The organism is Microbispora sp. KK1-11, assembly GCF_006874435.1.
In the GTDB taxonomy this organism is placed as follows: Bacteria; Actinomycetota; Actinomycetes; order Streptosporangiales; family Streptosporangiaceae; genus Microbispora; species Microbispora catharanthi.
Map to the genome: position 1 here is coordinate 64,805 of NZ_VIRJ01000016.1, position 15,286 is coordinate 80,090.

12 protein-coding genes are annotated in these 15,286 nt (G+C 72.3%); 9 read left to right on the plus strand and 3 right to left on the minus strand.

The window, feature by feature from the left end; translation table 11 throughout:
* Positions 1–3: 3 nt before the first annotated feature.
* The 7 genes from FLW16_RS22790 to FLW16_RS22820 all read left to right on the plus strand — a co-directional run bounded on the left by FLW16_RS22790 (position 4) and on the right by FLW16_RS22820 (position 9,893).
* The gene (locus FLW16_RS22790) at positions 4–1,230 is read left to right on the plus strand and encodes a DUF6395 domain-containing protein (RefSeq protein WP_142562152.1); all 1,227 of its coding nucleotides are present in this window, start codon (positions 4–6) and stop codon (positions 1,228–1,230) included.
* Positions 1,215–2,069, plus strand: coding sequence for a M55 family metallopeptidase (locus FLW16_RS22795; RefSeq protein ID WP_260615484.1), 855 nt, complete (start codon positions 1,215–1,217; stop codon positions 2,067–2,069). The genes FLW16_RS22790 and FLW16_RS22795 overlap by 16 nt, the downstream gene beginning before the upstream one ends.
* 84 nt (positions 2,070–2,153) lie before the next feature.
* A complete protein-coding gene (locus tag FLW16_RS22800; RefSeq protein WP_312847150.1) occupies positions 2,154–3,737 on the plus strand; it encodes an FAD-dependent oxidoreductase in 1,584 nt (527 codons plus the stop codon).
* Positions 3,738–4,253, plus strand: a complete 516-nt coding sequence (locus tag FLW16_RS22805; protein ID WP_142562154.1) for a YbaK/EbsC family protein — start codon at positions 3,738–3,740, stop codon at positions 4,251–4,253.
* 106 nt (positions 4,254–4,359) lie between these two features.
* The gene (locus FLW16_RS44575; RefSeq protein ID WP_221891224.1) at positions 4,360–6,648 is read left to right on the plus strand and encodes a serine/threonine-protein kinase; all 2,289 of its coding nucleotides are present in this window, start codon (positions 4,360–4,362) and stop codon (positions 6,646–6,648) included.
* 11 nt (positions 6,649–6,659) lie between these two features.
* Positions 6,660–8,585 (plus strand): serine/threonine-protein kinase, encoded by a 1,926-nt coding sequence (locus FLW16_RS22815; protein WP_142562155.1) that lies wholly within the window; start codon positions 6,660–6,662, stop codon positions 8,583–8,585.
* 72 nt (positions 8,586–8,657) lie between these two features.
* On the plus strand, positions 8,658–9,893 hold the full coding sequence (locus FLW16_RS22820) for a serine/threonine-protein kinase (RefSeq protein ID WP_142562156.1): 1,236 nt from the start codon (positions 8,658–8,660) through the stop codon (positions 9,891–9,893).
* 18 nt (positions 9,894–9,911) lie between these two features.
* Here FLW16_RS22820 and FLW16_RS22825 read toward each other — a convergent pair whose 3' ends face one another.
* On the minus strand, positions 9,912–10,688 hold the full coding sequence (locus tag FLW16_RS22825) for a hypothetical protein (RefSeq protein WP_142562157.1): 777 nt from the start codon (positions 10,686–10,688) through the stop codon (positions 9,912–9,914).
* A 558-nt stretch (positions 10,689–11,246) separates the two neighbouring features.
* On the opposite strand from FLW16_RS22825, the gene FLW16_RS22830 reads away from it, so the two are divergent.
* Together FLW16_RS22830 and FLW16_RS22835 are read left to right on the plus strand one after the other, a co-directional pair.
* Entirely contained in the window at positions 11,247–12,026 is a 780-nt protein-coding gene (locus tag FLW16_RS22830; protein WP_142562158.1) for an electron transfer flavoprotein subunit beta/FixA family protein, read from the plus strand.
* Between the two features lie 10 nt (positions 12,027–12,036).
* The gene (locus FLW16_RS22835; protein ID WP_142562159.1) at positions 12,037–12,990 is read left to right on the plus strand and encodes an electron transfer flavoprotein subunit alpha/FixB family protein; all 954 of its coding nucleotides are present in this window, start codon (positions 12,037–12,039) and stop codon (positions 12,988–12,990) included.
* Positions 12,991–13,343: 353 nt separating this feature from the next.
* Here the strand turns inward: FLW16_RS22835 and FLW16_RS22840 are convergent, their stop codons facing one another.
* Together FLW16_RS22840 and FLW16_RS22845 are read right to left on the minus strand one after the other, a co-directional pair.
* The gene (locus tag FLW16_RS22840; protein WP_142562160.1) at positions 13,344–14,558 is read right to left on the minus strand and encodes an MFS transporter; all 1,215 of its coding nucleotides are present in this window, start codon (positions 14,556–14,558) and stop codon (positions 13,344–13,346) included.
* Positions 14,559–14,696: 138 nt separating this feature from the next.
* Entirely contained in the window at positions 14,697–15,188 is a 492-nt protein-coding gene (locus FLW16_RS22845) for a TetR/AcrR family transcriptional regulator (RefSeq protein ID WP_142562161.1), read from the minus strand.
* Positions 15,189–15,286 lie beyond the last annotated feature (98 nt).

Consider the following 15,286-nt stretch of genomic DNA (forward strand, 5'->3'; position numbering starts at 1 on the left):
GTCGTGCGAGTGCAGTGGACGCGTGACGCGGACGTCTGGCGGCTGGTGTTCCTGCTCGACGCGGAGGACGAGACCACGGGGGCCTGCGCCGACGGCCAGGCCATCGAACTGCGGACCAACTCCTGCCACGTCCGGACCGGGGACGCCGGCGCGTCCCCGCATCCCGACCTGCTCGCGGTCGCTGCGTGGACCGTCGTCGCGCCGTGGACCAGACGGCGGGTGACGTTCGACCGGCCGATCTCCGCCGGGCTCGCCGAGGCGCTGCGTACGGGGTGGGGAGTGGACGCCGGGCCGGTCGGCGCGGACGCCAGGAGCGGCACCCGCCTGGCCATCTCCTACAGCGGTGGCGCGGACTCGATGGCGGTGGCCGCGATGTTCCCCGACGCGCCGTTCGTGCACTTCCAGCGGATCAGCCACCCTCGGGTGCCCAACCGGTGGACGCACTACCGCGCGGATGTGCTGGCCCGGCTCGCCCGGCGGACCGGCCGGGAACTCCACATCGCCCAGTCGGATCTGGAGTTCCTGCTGAGCCGTCCCCGGCCCGGCTTTCCCGAGCACCACGCCGTCATGGTGGGAGCGTTGCTCCTCGCCGACGACCTCGACCTCGGAGGCGTCGCGCTGGGCTACGAGATCGGCTCGCGCTGGCTCGGAGGCGACCGCTACGTCCTCCGCTACACCCCGGACAACCCCATGTGGGCGCAGGAGGGAAAGTGGGGACGCCTGTTCACCGCGGCCGGGCTGCCGATGGTGCTTCCCGTCGGCGGCGTGAGCGAGGCCGTGACGATGCGGGTCGCCCTGGAGTCGGATCTGCGTGAGCACGTCCGCTGGTGCCTGCGCGGCTCGGGCGACGGCCCCTGCGGGCTGTGCGGCAAGTGCCTGTACAAGGAGCTGATCCAGGCCGCGGTCGAGGGCCGTCCGATGCGCACCGCCCTGACCGCCGAGAGCGCTCCTGCCCGCTCCTGGCAGAAACCGCCGCCGTACGGCGGGCAGGAGATGATCGAGTACGGCTGCGCCCGGGTGCCGAACATCGCGCAGACGCCGTTCGCGAAGGCGGCGGAGCACCTCCAGGCGACCGAGGAGTCCACCCGCTGGCTGGACCACTGCTACCGGCCGGCCGTCGACGAGGTCCCCAAACCGTGGCGCGAGCAGGTCGCCGCCTTCGTCGGTGAAAACATCGGGCTGATGACCGAGGACGAGGCGCTCCGGGTGGAGACGTGGGGGGAACGATGAAGATCTACCTGTCGGTGGACATGGAGGGGGTCACCGGGCTGACCGATCCCGAGGAGATGCACCTCGGAGGCCGGGGGTACGAGCGCGGCTGCGAGCTGATGACCGGGGACGCCAACGCGGTGATCCAGGGTGCCTTCGACGCGGGCGCCGCGTCCGTGCTGGTGAACGACGCCCACGGCTCCACCAAGAACCTCAGGATCGACCTGCTGGACGAGCGGGCCACATTGATCAGGGGCCCCGGCAAGCCGCACCGCATGGGGCAGGGCCTCGTCCCCGGCATGGACGCCGCCTGCTTCGCCGGCTACCACGCCCGGGCCGGCGTGCCGCACGGGGTGCTCAACCACACGTGGATGGGCAAGGAGATCCAGAACGTCTACCTGAACGGCGAGATCTGCGGCGAGACCCGGCTGGTGGCGGGCTTCGCCGGCTCGATGGGCGTGCCGGTCGCGCTCGTCGCCGGCGACGAGGCGGTGTGCGAGGAGGCCAGGGAGCTGCTCGGCGAGGTCGAGACGGTCGCCGTGAAGAAGGGCATCGACAGGTTCTCCGCCGAGCTGCTGCCCCCCGCCGTCGCCTGGCGGCGCATCCGCGAGGGCACGGCCCGCGCCCTGGGCAGGCTGGCGGACTTCCGGCCCTACGTCGTCGAGCCGCCGTACACCCTGGGCGTCGAGTGGAACTCCACCGCCATCGCGGCGGCCTGCTCGATCGTGCCCGGCGTGCGGCTCGCCGGGCCGCGGCACACCGAGTTCACCACGAGCGACTACCACGAGATCATGGCGCTGTTCGGCATCTTCTCGATGATCGGCGGCCAGGTGGCCTGCGGCAGCGGCCGGTACGGCTGACGCCGTTCTTCCCCCAGCACGGCTGACGCCGGTCCACCCCGATCACGGCCGAAGCCGGTTCCCCCAACGACGAAGGCAGGCAGGGTGGCTAGCAGTGACCGCGGGACGCGGGAGCGTACGGGGGCGCTGACGCGGCGCGCCTTCCTGGTGGGCGTCGGCGCGGCCGGAGGCGCCGGAGCGATGTACGCGGCGATGGGCGCTCTCGGGCTCGCACCCGATGACCAGCAGAAGGACTACACGCCGCCGAGCCGTTCCGACTTCGCCCTCAGCGGGAGGGGCGCCGGCTCCGTGGTGATCCTCGGGGCGGGGATCGCGGGCCTGGCCGCCGCCTACGAACTGGGCAAGGCGGGCTACGACTGCACCGTCCTGGAGGCCCGCGACCGGGTCGGCGGACGCAACCTCACGCTGCGCGGCGGCGACCGGCTGCCCGAGCTGTCCGGTGCGACGCAGGAGGCGCGGTTCGGGGAGGGCGTCTACTTCAACGCCGGGCCCGCCCGCATCGCCCAGTGGATGGTCACCCTCGATTACTGCCGGGAGCTGGGCGTCCCGATCGAGTTGTTCGTCAACGACAACTCCAGCGCGTACGTCTACAACACGGGCATGAAGGCGCCGGTCAGGGCGCGTACCGCCCGTGCCGACACGTACGGCTACATCAGCGAACTGCTGGCGAAGGCCACGAACGCGGGCGCGCTGAACCGGCGGCTGACGGCGGGGGACAAGAACCGCCTGCTCCATTTCCTGTCGGAGTTCGGCGACATCGGCAAGACCTACACCTACAACGGGTCGGAGCGCAGAGGGTTCTCCCTGAACCCGGGCACGGGCGCGGGCGTGCCGCTGGGCTCGCCGCCGCCCCTGTCGGAGGTGCTCGGTTACGGGCTCGGCCGCTCGATCACGTTTCCGTTCGGCTACGAGATGGCCATGCCGATGTTCCAGCCGGTGGGCGGCATGGACGCGATCGCGGCCAAGCTCGCCGACGCCGTGGGCCGCGACCGCATCCGCACCTCGGTCGAGGTCAAGAAGATCACCAACCTGCCCGACGGCGTGGAGGTCGAGCACACGGGCGGCGCCACCAGGGCGGACTTCTGCATCGCTGCCCTGCCGCCGCACGTGCTCGCGCGCATCCCCGGCAACCTGGACGCCCGGGTCGTCGCGGCGCTGCGGACGCCCACCCCGGTGTCGGCCGGGAAGATCGGGCTGGAGTACCGCAGCCGCTGGTGGGAGACCGACGAACGGATCTACGGCGGCATCACCGAGACCGACCTGGACATCGCGCATATCTGGTACCCCTCGTACGGTTTCCATGGCACCCGCGGACTGGTGGTCGGCTACTACAACCTCGACGAGGACGCCGAGGCGTACGCCCGCCTCACCCACGCGGAGCGGCAGCGGCGGGCGATCACCCAGGGCAAGAAGATCCACGGCGAGAAGTACCGGACGGAACTGCTGTCCAGCGTCTCGATCGCCTGGCAGCGGCAGCCGCACATCGAGGGCGCGTGGGTCGCCTGGCCCTCCTACGAGGGCGCCTTCGCGCTCCTGCAGCGGCCGGCCGGCCGGGTGTACTTCGCGGGCGACTGGCTCACGCACCTCATCGCCTGGCAGGCGGGGGCGCTGGAGTCTGCCCGTAATGTGGTCACCCAACTGCACCAGCGTGCCGTCAAGGAGGGCTGAATGCCGCTCGAATGGGTTCCCGCGTCGGACCGGCCGGACCTGCTCGCCGATCCCGTCGCCAAGGCCGTGGCCTCTCTCGGCGTCAAGGTGGAGGTCGCCGAGATCGATCCCGAGCTCTCCGACACCGCCGAGTTCTGCGAGCGGTACGGCGTGGCGATGGAGGACTCGGCCAACTGCGTCATCGTCGCCGCCAAACGGGGCGGGGAGACGCGGTACGCCGCCGTCATGGTGCTCGCCACCGGGCGGGCCGACGTCAACGGAATCGTGCGCCGCCATCTGGACGCGCGGAAGGCGTCCTTCGCGCCGCAGGCGGAGGCCGTCGAACTGACCGCGATGGAGTACGGCGGCATCACGCCGATCGGTCTTCCCGAGGGCTGGCCGGTGCTCGTTGACGAAAACGTGACCCGGCGGCCGTTCGTGGTGATCGGCAGCGGCGTCCGCCGCTCCAAGCTGGCGCTTTCCGGCGAGGCTCTGGTCGCGGCGACGCGGGGGGAGGTCCTCGCGCTCACCATTTGACCGCTTGCCGGGAAACCGTTCGCGTCTTTTCTCCGTTGTGCTGAGCGGAGATGTGGCGCGATGGTTCACTCATGGGCGTTCTTTTAGTCGGTATGGTGCTTAGGCAATGAATCAGGACGACCGACTGGGCCCGTACCGGCTGCTGAGGCGGCTCGGTGAGGGCGGCATGGGCGTGGTTCACCTCGCCCTCGACCCGCAGGGCAGGCAGGTGGCCGTCAAGGTCCTGCGCTCGGAGGTGGCGGGCGACGACGTCGCGCGCAGGCGTCTGTCGCGCGAGGTCGAGACCATGCGCCGGGTGCGCGGGCCGAACATCGCGGAGGTCGTCGACGCCGACGTCACGGGGCGCAGGCCGTACATCGTCACCCGCTACGTGCCGGGACGGCCGCTCGACGAGATCGTCAAGAACGACGGCCCGCTGCCCCTCGACGCCCTGCTCAAGGTCGCCGTCGGGGTGGCGGAGGCCCTCGCCGCCGTGCACGCCGCCGGGGTGATCCATCGCGACCTGAAGCCGGGCAACGTGCTGATGCTGGACGGCCAGCCGGTGCTGATCGACTTCGGCATCGCCCAGGCGGTCGACGCCACCCGGCTCACCCAGACCGGCATGTTCATCGGCACGCCCGGCTACCTCGCCCCCGAGATCATCGAGGGCCACGAGGCCGGGCCGCAGGTGGACGTGCACGCCTGGGCCGGCACCGTGCTGTACGCCGCCACAGGCCAGCCGCCGTTCGGCAAGGGCACGCTGGAGATGATCTTCTTCAACATCACCTCCGGCCGGGCCAACGTCGAGGCCGCCCCTCCGCCGATCCAGCCGATGCTGCGCGCCGCGTTCAACCGCGACCCGGCCAGGCGGCCCACCGCGGCCGAGCTCGTACGGCAGCTCGCGCGGCTCATGCCCCAGTCGCCGGGCGGCAGGCCCCGCGTGCCCGACGAGATCACGACGGTGCCCAACGTCGACGACACCGGCGGTCAGCAGGCGCCCGGGTCCGGCCGGCCGGGCGGGCCGGTCACGGGCCCGCCGCCGACCGGGTCGCCGATGCCGCCGATCCCCCCGCCGGTGGCGCCCGTGGCGACGCCGCCGGTCACGCCGTCCCCGCCCGGCGGCCGGGCCGAGGAGTTCGTCTCACTGCTGCGCGAGACGCCCGCGGCGGGCCAGGGCGGCGACCCCTTCCCGACCGTGCGGGTGACCGGAGAGGACCTGCGCCGGGCGGGCCTCGGGCCGAACGGCCCGGCGAGCGGTCCGGCGAACGGCCCGGCGAACGGCCCGGCGAACGGCCCGGTGGAAAGCCCGGCGGAGGGCGACATCCCCACCCGGATGCCTCCGCCCCGCACCCCGCCGACCGGCCCGTCCGGCCCGTCCGGTCCGTCCGTGTCGGGCCCGGCTCCCACGACCGGTGGGCCGTCCGCCCCGCCGCGTGGCCGGCAGGACGAGTGGCCCACGCCGATGCTGCGCCCGGAGGGCGACATCCCCACCCGGCGGGTGACCTCGGAGGAGGTGCGCCAGGCCGTCGGCGGCGATCCCACGGGAGCACGCGGGACGTCCCCCGGGTTCACGCAACCCGGCTCCCCGCAGCACGGGTCCCCCCAGCACGGGTCCCCCCAGCAGGGGTCCTACGAGCAGGGAGATGCGGCGGCGCGCGACCACGCGCTCTTCGGGCACGCGCCCGAGATCTACGAGCGGACTCCGCACATCCACCAGCCGAACCCCACGCCGTTCATGCCGACGGTGCGGGTGCCGCCGCCGCCCGCGCCGCCCATGCCGTTCCCGCCCGGGGGGCTGTTCCAGCGCTCCAAGGCGTACGGCGTGGCGAGCGCGCTGCTGCTCGTCGTGATGACGTCGCTCGCGGTCATGGCGCCGTTACTGATGTGCCTGGTGGCCGTTCCGGCCGCGGTGCTGCTGCGGGCCGCCGACATGGCCCAGCCGCACCTCAACTCCCGGCGTCCTACGGGCGCTGCGGCGGCCGACGTGCTGCGGGTGCTGAGCCGCCCGGCGGAGCTCGTGAAGTCGATCGGCGTCACGATCGCGCTCGTGCCGTACGCGCTGATCCTGGGGCTTCCGGTGACGCTGCTGCTCACGGTCCTCATGGGCGGCACGTACCAGCTCCGGCTCGCGGCGCTGAGCTGGGGGGTCGCGACGGCGTTGTGGACGATCTGCGCGGGGCCCGGAGTGGTGGGCCCGGGCAGGCAGATGCGGCGGACGCTGGCCTCGCTGGTGCCCGGCGAGGGAGCGGCGAAGGGGCTCGCCTGGGGGATCGGCGCCTTCGCGGTGCTGACGGCGGCGCTCGCGCTCTCCAGTCTCCTGGGTAAACAGACAGCAGGGCACTTCTGGGGCCCAATCGACGTTGATTCAGTACTGGGACGACTGCAAGACCTGCGTAACCAGGCGGGGAACGGGTGACGGGGGACGACATGTCGGCTACTGAGGCTCCAGAGAGGATCGGGCCCTACCGGCTGCTCCGGCAGCTCGGCGAGGGCGGCATGGGGGTGGTCCATCTCGGCCTGGACGCGGAGGGGCGCGAGGTCGCGGTCAAGGTCCTGCACCCGCACGTCGCCACCGACCTCAAGGCGCGCGACCGGCTCACTCGCGAGGTCGAGACCATGCGGCGGGTGCGCAGCAAGCGCGTCGCCGAGGTCCTCGACGCCGACCTGACCGGCGCCGCGCCCTACATCGTGACGCGGTACGCCCCCGGGCGGACCTTAGAGCAGACGGTGCTGGAGGACGGGCCGCTCACCGACGACGGCGTGATCCGGCTCGCGGTGGGCATGTGCGAGGCCCTGGTCGCCATCCACGCGGCCGACGTCATCCACCGCGACCTCAAGCCGGCCAACGTGATGCTCGTGGGCGGCGAGCCGCTCGTGATCGACTTCGGCATCGCCCACCTGGTCAACGCCACCCGGCTGACCCAGACGGGCATGTTCGTCGGCACCCCCGGCTACCTCGCCCCGGAGATCATCCGGGACACCGAGATCACCCAGGCGGCCGACGTGCACGCGCTGGCGGCCACGGTCTTCTTCGCGGCCACCGGGAAGGCGCCGTTCGGCTCGGGCACGTTCGAGTCGATCTGTTACAACATCCTCGAAGGCAAGGCGCAGGTGGACCTCGCGCCGGCGTGGCTGCGGGGCTGGCTCCGCGCCGCCCTGGCGCCCGAGGCCACGTCGCGTCCCACGGCCGCGTCGCTGCTCCGGCTCACCCGTTCGCTCGATCCCTCGGTCACCGTGCTCCAGGAGACCGCTCACGAGCCGCCGCGCGACGGCGGGACGCGGATCCTGGACGGCACGCGCGTGCTCGACGAGCCGGCGCGGGGGACCGCGGGCGGCCCGGTGAACGGGAGCGGCCCGGCGAACGGCGCCAACGGGAGCCGGACCAGCATGCTGCCGGCCGGCGACGACAGCTACTCCGACCTGCTGCCGCCGGTGAACTACGTGGAGCCTGAGCGGCCCCGCCGGGAGCCCCGTGCGCCCAGGCAGCGCCGTCCGGTGTCCGCGCCGCCTCCGGCGCATCCGCAGGCCCCGCCGTACGGGCAGGCGGCCCCGCCCCCGCCGCCGTACCAGCCTGCGGTGTACCAGCCGTACACCGACCAGCGGGTGGCGGGCTCCCCGGAGCCCCGGGTCGCGCCGCCGCCGCCTCCCGCCACGCCGTACGAGCCCGAGCCGAGGCGGGCCCCCTACCGGGCCCCGCATCCGGTGCTCGCGGCCCTGCTGCTGGCCACGCTCGTGGCGCTGGCCTGCCTGCTGCCGGTCGTGGTGAGCCTGTTCGCCGCCGTGGCGGCGCTGTGCCTGCGGGTGGGGCAGTACCTGCTCGGCGACCTCGCCGACCGCCGGGCCGCGCGGGGCAGCAGCGGGGCCGACCCGCTCTTCGCGGTGCTCGGCACGCCGTGGGCGCTGATCAAGGCCGGGCTGGCGACGGTGGTGCAGGTGCCGCTGGCCCTGATGTTCGCGATGTGCGTGTGGGGCGGGTTCCACTACATCGGCGGGGTCAGGCCCGATCCCGCCGCGGCGTACGCCGCGGGCGCCTTCGTGGCCGGGCTGTTCCTCCTCCCCGGTGGGAAGGCCCCGCGCAAGGCGGTGTCCCGGACGCTGAGCACGGTGATCCGGAGCCCCGGAGCGGGAATGATCGTGACGATCGCGGTCGGCACGGTCGCGCTGTTCGCGATCATGACGGCGCTGTCCGCGGACGCCTCGTGGGTCCCCTGGCGGCCGCCGTCGGTGGCGGTGGACCACATCGTCGCGGAACTCAAACAGAAGGGTCAGGACACGGTCGTCAACCTGATCGGCGGCGTGATCGGGGACATCATGGACAGGATCGGCCTGGGCTTCCTGACCTTCTGGACCTGACCGCCCCGGTCCCTCGGTGAACCGGGAGGCCCCGAGCGAAGCGGAGGCCCCGAGCGAAGCGGGAGACACAGTTTGGGTACGCCGGAACAGCTTGGTCCCTACCGTCTGGTCTCCGCTCTCGGCTCCGGGGGGTTCGGCGAGGTCCACCTCGCGCTCGATCCCGACGGGCGCACGGTGGCGGTGAAGGTCCTGCATCCCCACGTCGCCTCCGACGGGTTCGCCATCACCCGCCTCGCCCGGGAGGTGGAGACCATGCGCCGGGTTCGCGGGGCCCACGTCGCCGAGGTGCTGGACGCCTCCCTGTCGGGGGAGCGGCCCTACATCGTCACGCGGTACGTCCAGGGCAGGCCGCTCAGCACGGTCGTGGCCAACGACGGGCCGGTCGCGGGGGCCGACCTGCTGCGGCTCGCCCTGGGGCTGGCGGAGGCGCTGGAGTCCGTCCACGCGGCCGAGGTCGTCCACCGCGACCTCAAGCCGGCCAACGTGATCGTCTCCGAGCGCGAGCCGTACGTGATCGACTTCGGCATCGCCTGCGCGCTGGAGTCGGCCTCGGTCACCGCCTCGGGCGCGGTCGTCGGCACGCCCGGCTACCTGGCCCCCGAGGTGCTCGAAGGCCGGGAGGCCGGGCCGGAGGCCGACGTGTTCGCCTGGGGGGCGACGCTGGCCTTCGCCGCGTCGGGGCGGCAGCCGTACGGGACCGGGCCGGCCGCGGCGATCGCCTACCGGGTCGTCCACCGCGAGCCCGACCTGTCGGGCGTGCCGTCGTGGCTCGCCCCGATCGTGGAGCGGTGCCTGAGCGCGGATCCGGCGGACCGCCCGGCGACGGCCGAGCTGGCCGGGCTCCTCAAGGAGGCCGCGCCGGTGCTGGACGGGATCGAGCCGTCGCGGCCCGCGCTGTCGGAGGCGCCCACCCAGCAGTGGCGGCCCGGCGATCGGCGGCGGAGCCGGCCCTCGCGCGGAACCCGGCGAGGAGAGGTGGACGACCCGCGCGCCGCGCACCGGGAGAAGCTGCACCGCCGCTGGGTGATCGGCTCCGCGGTGGTCGTCGGCCTGTTCGCCGCCGCGGCGCGCGCCGACCTGCCCGAGGTGTCGCTTCTCCTGCTGGTGCTCTACGGCATCGCCCTGCTCGTGGACGTGGGGTTCGGGCTGCTGGGGAAGTCGAGGCGGCGGCTCGTGGTGGACCTCGCGGGCGGCGTCGGGGCCGTCGCGGTGTGGGCGCTGCTCAGCACGCTGTTCAGCACGGTGACGCTCCTCATGGCCGTCGGCACCGTCCTGTTCCTGCTCGTCATGCTCGTGTTCGCGAGCTGAATCCCGCCGGGAGGCGATCTAGGAGAACCAGTCGGCGCCGAGCTCCTGGATGGTTCTGCTGCCCGGGGGCACCAGCAGCGCCTCGCTCAGCACCTGGTTGACGTGTTTGGGGTTGTTGACCATGCCGAACAGGAAGAACGAGCCGCCGTCCGCGGTACGGAAGCCGAAGACCGAGCCGTGACCTTCGAACGCGACGTACGCCCCCTTGTTCACGGCGGGGAACGCCTTGCGGCTGTAGCTGTCCTTGGCTAGGCGGTAGCCGGAGGCGCCCTCCTTCTTCTCGTTGTTCCAGAAGTTCAGGTACTCCTGGGCCACGGCGCCCGCCATGAGCGTGTCCATGTCGGTGACGTAGCCGTCGGCGTCGAGCCGCGGCTTCGGCATCCGCCGGCCCCAGTGCATCGGGGTCGCGACGGCCAGCTTGAAAGGCTGCCCGGCGGAGCGGAGGAACGCGAGCACATGGGGGCGGGCATGGCCCTCGGTGTCCTTGTAGGTCGCCTGCGCGATGAACCATTCGCCGATCGGCTGCTGCCGCTCCGGCCGGGGCAGGTAGATCGTCGGGGTGCCGGTCATCTTGATCGGCCTGTGCCCCGGCTTCGACCCGAAGATCTCATGGTTGCGTTCGATCACGCCCTCGTGCAGCGCCGCCTCGACGAACAGCGCGTCGAGCCGGTCGTTCTGATTCCACCACTTGCGCTTTCGCAGCGTCGCGTTGTATTTGCTCACCCACTCCCGCATGGCCTGCCGCGCCTGGGGGATGGTCGGCCCCATCTCGACGGCGGCGGAGGGAGTGGGCACGGCGCTCGAGGTCGGCCGTGGCGACGTGACCGGGCTCGGCGCGTCGGCTCGGTGGGCGACCATATCCGTGACCGCACCACAGCCGGCCAGGCTCACGACAAGAGCCCCGATCAGCCACGTCCCACGCACCGGCAGAGTCCCCCAAGATCGACCGTAGAAATGCCAACATATCGGACATCGGAGCAGGGTGAGCGCCGCGCGGCCCCGGCCTGTTCGCGATCGTGGAGTCGGCGCGCGCGGCGACGGCCGTTCCGTGTCCCGGCTACAGGGACCTCCGCGACGCTTCCGGAACATAGTTCGGTAGGGTGGCAGTGGGCGTGACCGGGTTCTGGGTATTTCCTCGACCGAAGGACGCGGCCGTAAAAACCTGGAGGTTTGCACCTAAGCTACCGATGGGTAACATACGCCTGGGGGGACCAGGGTCAGTTCGACACCCGGGCCACCTGCACAGGCGCGCCCGCGAGCACCTGGCAGTCTTGCATCACGTGCGCGTACCCCGCGCCACGTACCGAGAACCGCGGCGTCAGCCGTACGGAAAGGGGAGGTCGGCCACCGGCCATGAACATCGTCGTCTGCGTGAAGCAGGTCCCCGACACGGCGACCGAGCGCAAGCTGAGGTCCGATGACAAGACGCTCGACCGCGACGCCGCCGACGGCGTCGTGAACGAGCTCGACGAGTACGCGGTCGAGGAGGCGCTGCGGCTCAAGGAGGCCCATGGAGGCGAGGTCACCGTCCTCAGCATGGGCCCAGCCAAGGCGACCGAGACCATCCGCAAGGCCCTGGCGATGGGCGCCGACAAGGCGGTGCACCTGCACGACGACGCGCTGCACGGCTCGGACGCCCTCGGCACCTCCTACGCCGTCTCCCAGGCCCTGAAGAAGATCGGCTTCGACCTGGTGATCCTGGGCTCGGAGTCGACCGACGCCCGCACGGGCATGCTCGCCGCGATGCTGGCCGAGCGGCTCGGCGCCCCGCAGCTCACGCTGGCCAGCAAGGTCGAGGTCGAGGGCACGGCCATCCGGGTGGAGCGGATCACCGACTACGGCTACGACAAGGTCGAGGCGTCGCTGCCCGCCGTCGTGTCGGTGGTCGAGAAGATCAACGAGCCGCGCTACCCGTCGTTCAAGGGCATCATGGCCGCCAAGAAGAAGCCGGTCGAGACGCTCGGCGTCGCCGACGCGGAGATCGCGGCCGACCAGGTGGGCCTGGCGAACGCCTGGAGCGAGGTCGTCGACTTCGCCGCGGCCCCGCCGCGTGCCGCGGGCACCGTGATCAAGGACGAGGGCGACGGCGGAGCCAAGGCCGCCGAGTTCCTCGCGTCGAAGAAGTTCGTCTGAGGGGCTTGGGATGAGTGAGATTCTGGTTCTCGTCGAGCACGTCGACGGTGACGTCAAGAAGGTCACCCTCGAACTGCTGACCCTGGCCCGGTCGCTGGGCACTCCGGCCGCCGTGTGGGCCGGCCCCGGCTACTCCGACGCTGCGAAGGCCAGGCTCGCCGAGTACGGCGCCGAGAAGATCTACGTGGCGGCGGCCGACGAGATCGGCGACTACGTGGTGGCGCCCAAGGCCGAGGTGCTGGCGCACCTGGTGGCCGAGCGCTCCCCGGCCGCGGTCTTCGTCGCCGCGACCGGCGAGGGCAAGGAGATCGCCGGCCGCCTGGCGGTCAAGACGGACTCCGGTGTGATCTCGGACGCGGTGGGCGTCGGCGAGGGCTTCGTCGCCGAGCAGTCCATCTTCGGCGGCGGCGTCAACGTCCACAGCCGCGTGACCAAGGGCACGCCGATCATCACGGTCCGGCCGAACAGCACCGCCCCCGTCGCCGCCGCCGCGGCCGGCGCCGAGGAGAAGGTGGAGGTCGCGCTGTCGGACGCCGCCCGCGCGGCCAAGATCGTCGAGCGGGTCGTCCAGGAGAAGGGCGCCCGTCCGGAGCTGACCGAGGCCGCGATCGTGGTCTCCGGCGGCCGGGGCGTGGGCTCGGGCGAGAACTTCTCGATCATCGAGAAGCTCGCCGACGCGCTCGGCGCGGCCGTGGGCGCCTCGCGCGCCGCGACCGACGCCGGCTGGTATCCGCACCAGTTCCAGGTCGGGCAGACGGGCAAGACCGTGTCGCCGCAGCTCTACATCGCGGCAGGCATCTCCGGCGCCATCCAGCACCGGGCCGGCATGCAGACCTCCAAGACCATCGTCGTGATCAACAAGGACGCCGAGGCGCCCCTGTTCGAGATCGCCGACTTCGGTGTCGTGGGCGACCTGTTCCAGGTCGTCCCGCAGCTCACCGAGGAGATCGAGAAGCGCAAGTGACGCGCCCGGCCCGTGCCGCGGGAACACGCGGCACGGGCCGGGAGCTCATCGGGGGCTGACGAGCGGACCGGGACCAGCCTCCAGCAGACGGACCAGACCTGAACACCGCCCCGCTCGACGCCGCCCTCGGCGGCCGACATCAACGAGCGGCTGCTCCGAGCGTCGCGAGGCAACCCGACGCCGGCCCACACCCTGTACGCGAGCGACCATCTCCTCCCCGCGTTCTCGCTCCTCGTCGTGGCCGCGGGAGTCACGGTGCCGGGGCGCGACGCCCTCCACCGGCTGGCCGGCGAGGACCCGATCGCCTTCCTGCGGGGATCCTGAGGGGCTCTCCTCGCCGGCTCCGGCAGGCGTCAGGCCGCCGTGCGGAGGCGCGTCTCCTCGTCCCCCGACCGGACCGGCAGCGGGATGATCTCCGTACGGGACGCGGGCAGCAGCCGGGCGGCCACGGCGATGACGACGCCGAGCACGACCGCCACGCCCATCGCGACCCGCAGCGAGGCCGCGGTGGACAGGAAGCCGATGACCACGGGCCCGAGCAGCAGGCCCGCGTAGCCCATCGCGCTCGCCTGCGCGATCGCCGGGCCGGGCTCGCGCGTCGCGGTCCCCGCCAGCGACAGCGCCATCGGCGAGATCGTCGCCACCGACAGCCCGATGAAGAACAGCCCGGCCACGGCGGCCACGGTCACCGGCGCGGCGATGACCACGAGGAACGCGAGCGCGGTGGCGGCCCCGGAGAACATGATCAGCCCGCGGGCGCCGTAGCGGCCGCGCAGCCGGTCGCCGGCCAGCCGGGCGAGCAGCATGCCCGCCTCGAACACCGGGTAGCCGAGCGCGGCGACCGCCTCGGAGGCGTGCAGCGTGCCGATCAGGTACAGGCCGTTCCAGTCGGCGACGACGCCCTCCACCATGAACGCGGCGAAGGTGACCGCGCCGAGCAGGTAGACGACCCCGGGCAGCCTGCGCCGGGCACGAGCCGACGCTTGGCCCGCCTCGTCCGTCTCGGGCGCGGGGTCGGGCAGGTGCAGACGGCTGAGGGCCAGCGCCGCCGGCACCGACACCAGGGCGACGACCAGGATGTGGGCGGTGAGAGACAGGCCCAGGGCGATGGCCCCCGTGCCGAGCAGGCCCGCCGAGATCGCGCCGACGCACCATCCCGCGTGCATGCTGCTCATGATCGGCCTGCCGTACGCGCGCTCGACGGCCGAGCCCTGGGCGTTCATGCCGACGTCGACCGCGCCGAACGCCATGCCGAACAGCGCGGCGGCCACGGCCAGCACCGGGAGGGACGGCGCGAACGCGACGAGGACCAGTGACGCCGCGCACAGGGGAGCCGCCGCGCGCAGGACGCCACGGCTGCCGATCCTGGCCAGGACGACGCGCATGAGCTGCATGGTGAGCAGCGCGCCGATCCCCCAGCTGAGCAGGGTCAGCCCGACCGACGACTCCGGCAGGCGGAGCCGGTCGGCCAGGGCCGGGAGGCGCACGGTGAACGTTCCACACATCAGGCCGGCCAGGACGAAAGTGAGGACTGCCCCCTGACGGGCCTTCCTCAAAGCGCGGGTCATCACAGCTTCCTTTCCAGGTGAGTCGAGTGGGTTTCCGGGCCCGGATTTACGGGCAGACACCAGCAGGTCGCCCTTTCACGGCAGAGCCGGAAGGAAGGGCGACCACCAGGTGTAGGTCAGGAGTTCACAAGCGGCGCGCTACAACAGGGCGAGCAGCCTGGCGCGGATCGCGGCGTAGTCGATGATCGCCGCACAGTGGGTGGCGACCTCCCAGACGCCCTCACAGGCCAGCCGTACGACCTGGGAGGTCAGGGGGTCGGGCTCGTCGTCCAGGCCCTGCCGCATCCAGCGGTCCATCGCGCCGCGCAACGGCGCGAGCAACTCGGGATCGCCGGCCGCGCCCGTGACCACGGCCCATCGTCGCAGCCGGCCGGTCTCCACGGCCTCGAACGTCGCGGCGACGTACGCCCGGGTGTAGGTGCTCTCCGACTGCGCCTCGATGAGCGCGTCGAAATCGGCGATCAGGCGCTCGATCATGCCTTTGACGAGCGCTTCCTTGTTCGCGAAGTGATAGAGGAGACCGCCCTTGCTGACACCGGCGCGCTCGGCCACCGCCGCCAGGGTCAGGGCCTGGGCGCCCTGATCCTGCAGCAGGCCCTCGGCCGCGTCCAGCAGTTCGTCCCTCCTCATGCCCTCTACTGTACCGTCTGGACGGTTAAGTTGCGACACGTGCCGGTCTTCTTTTCTCACCCGGATACGCTTGGTGGGCTGAATACGTGTCAGGGAGG

Coding starts and splice junctions, on each gene's coding strand:
- FLW16_RS44575 (WP_221891224.1), top strand. CDS start 4,360: ATGAATCAGGACGACCGACTGGGCCCGTACCGGCTGCTGAGGCGGCTC.
- FLW16_RS22840 (WP_142562160.1), bottom strand. CDS start 14,558: ATGACCCGCGCTTTGAGGAAGGCCCGTCAGGGGGCAGTCCTCACTTTC.
- FLW16_RS22830 (WP_142562158.1), top strand. CDS start 11,247: ATGAACATCGTCGTCTGCGTGAAGCAGGTCCCCGACACGGCGACCGAG.
- FLW16_RS22845 (WP_142562161.1), bottom strand. CDS start 15,188: ATGAGGAGGGACGAACTGCTGGACGCGGCCGAGGGCCTGCTGCAGGAT.
- FLW16_RS22815 (WP_142562155.1), top strand. CDS start 6,660: ATGTCGGCTACTGAGGCTCCAGAGAGGATCGGGCCCTACCGGCTGCTC.
- FLW16_RS22805 (WP_142562154.1), top strand. CDS start 3,738: ATGCCGCTCGAATGGGTTCCCGCGTCGGACCGGCCGGACCTGCTCGCC.
- FLW16_RS22835 (WP_142562159.1), top strand. CDS start 12,037: ATGAGTGAGATTCTGGTTCTCGTCGAGCACGTCGACGGTGACGTCAAG.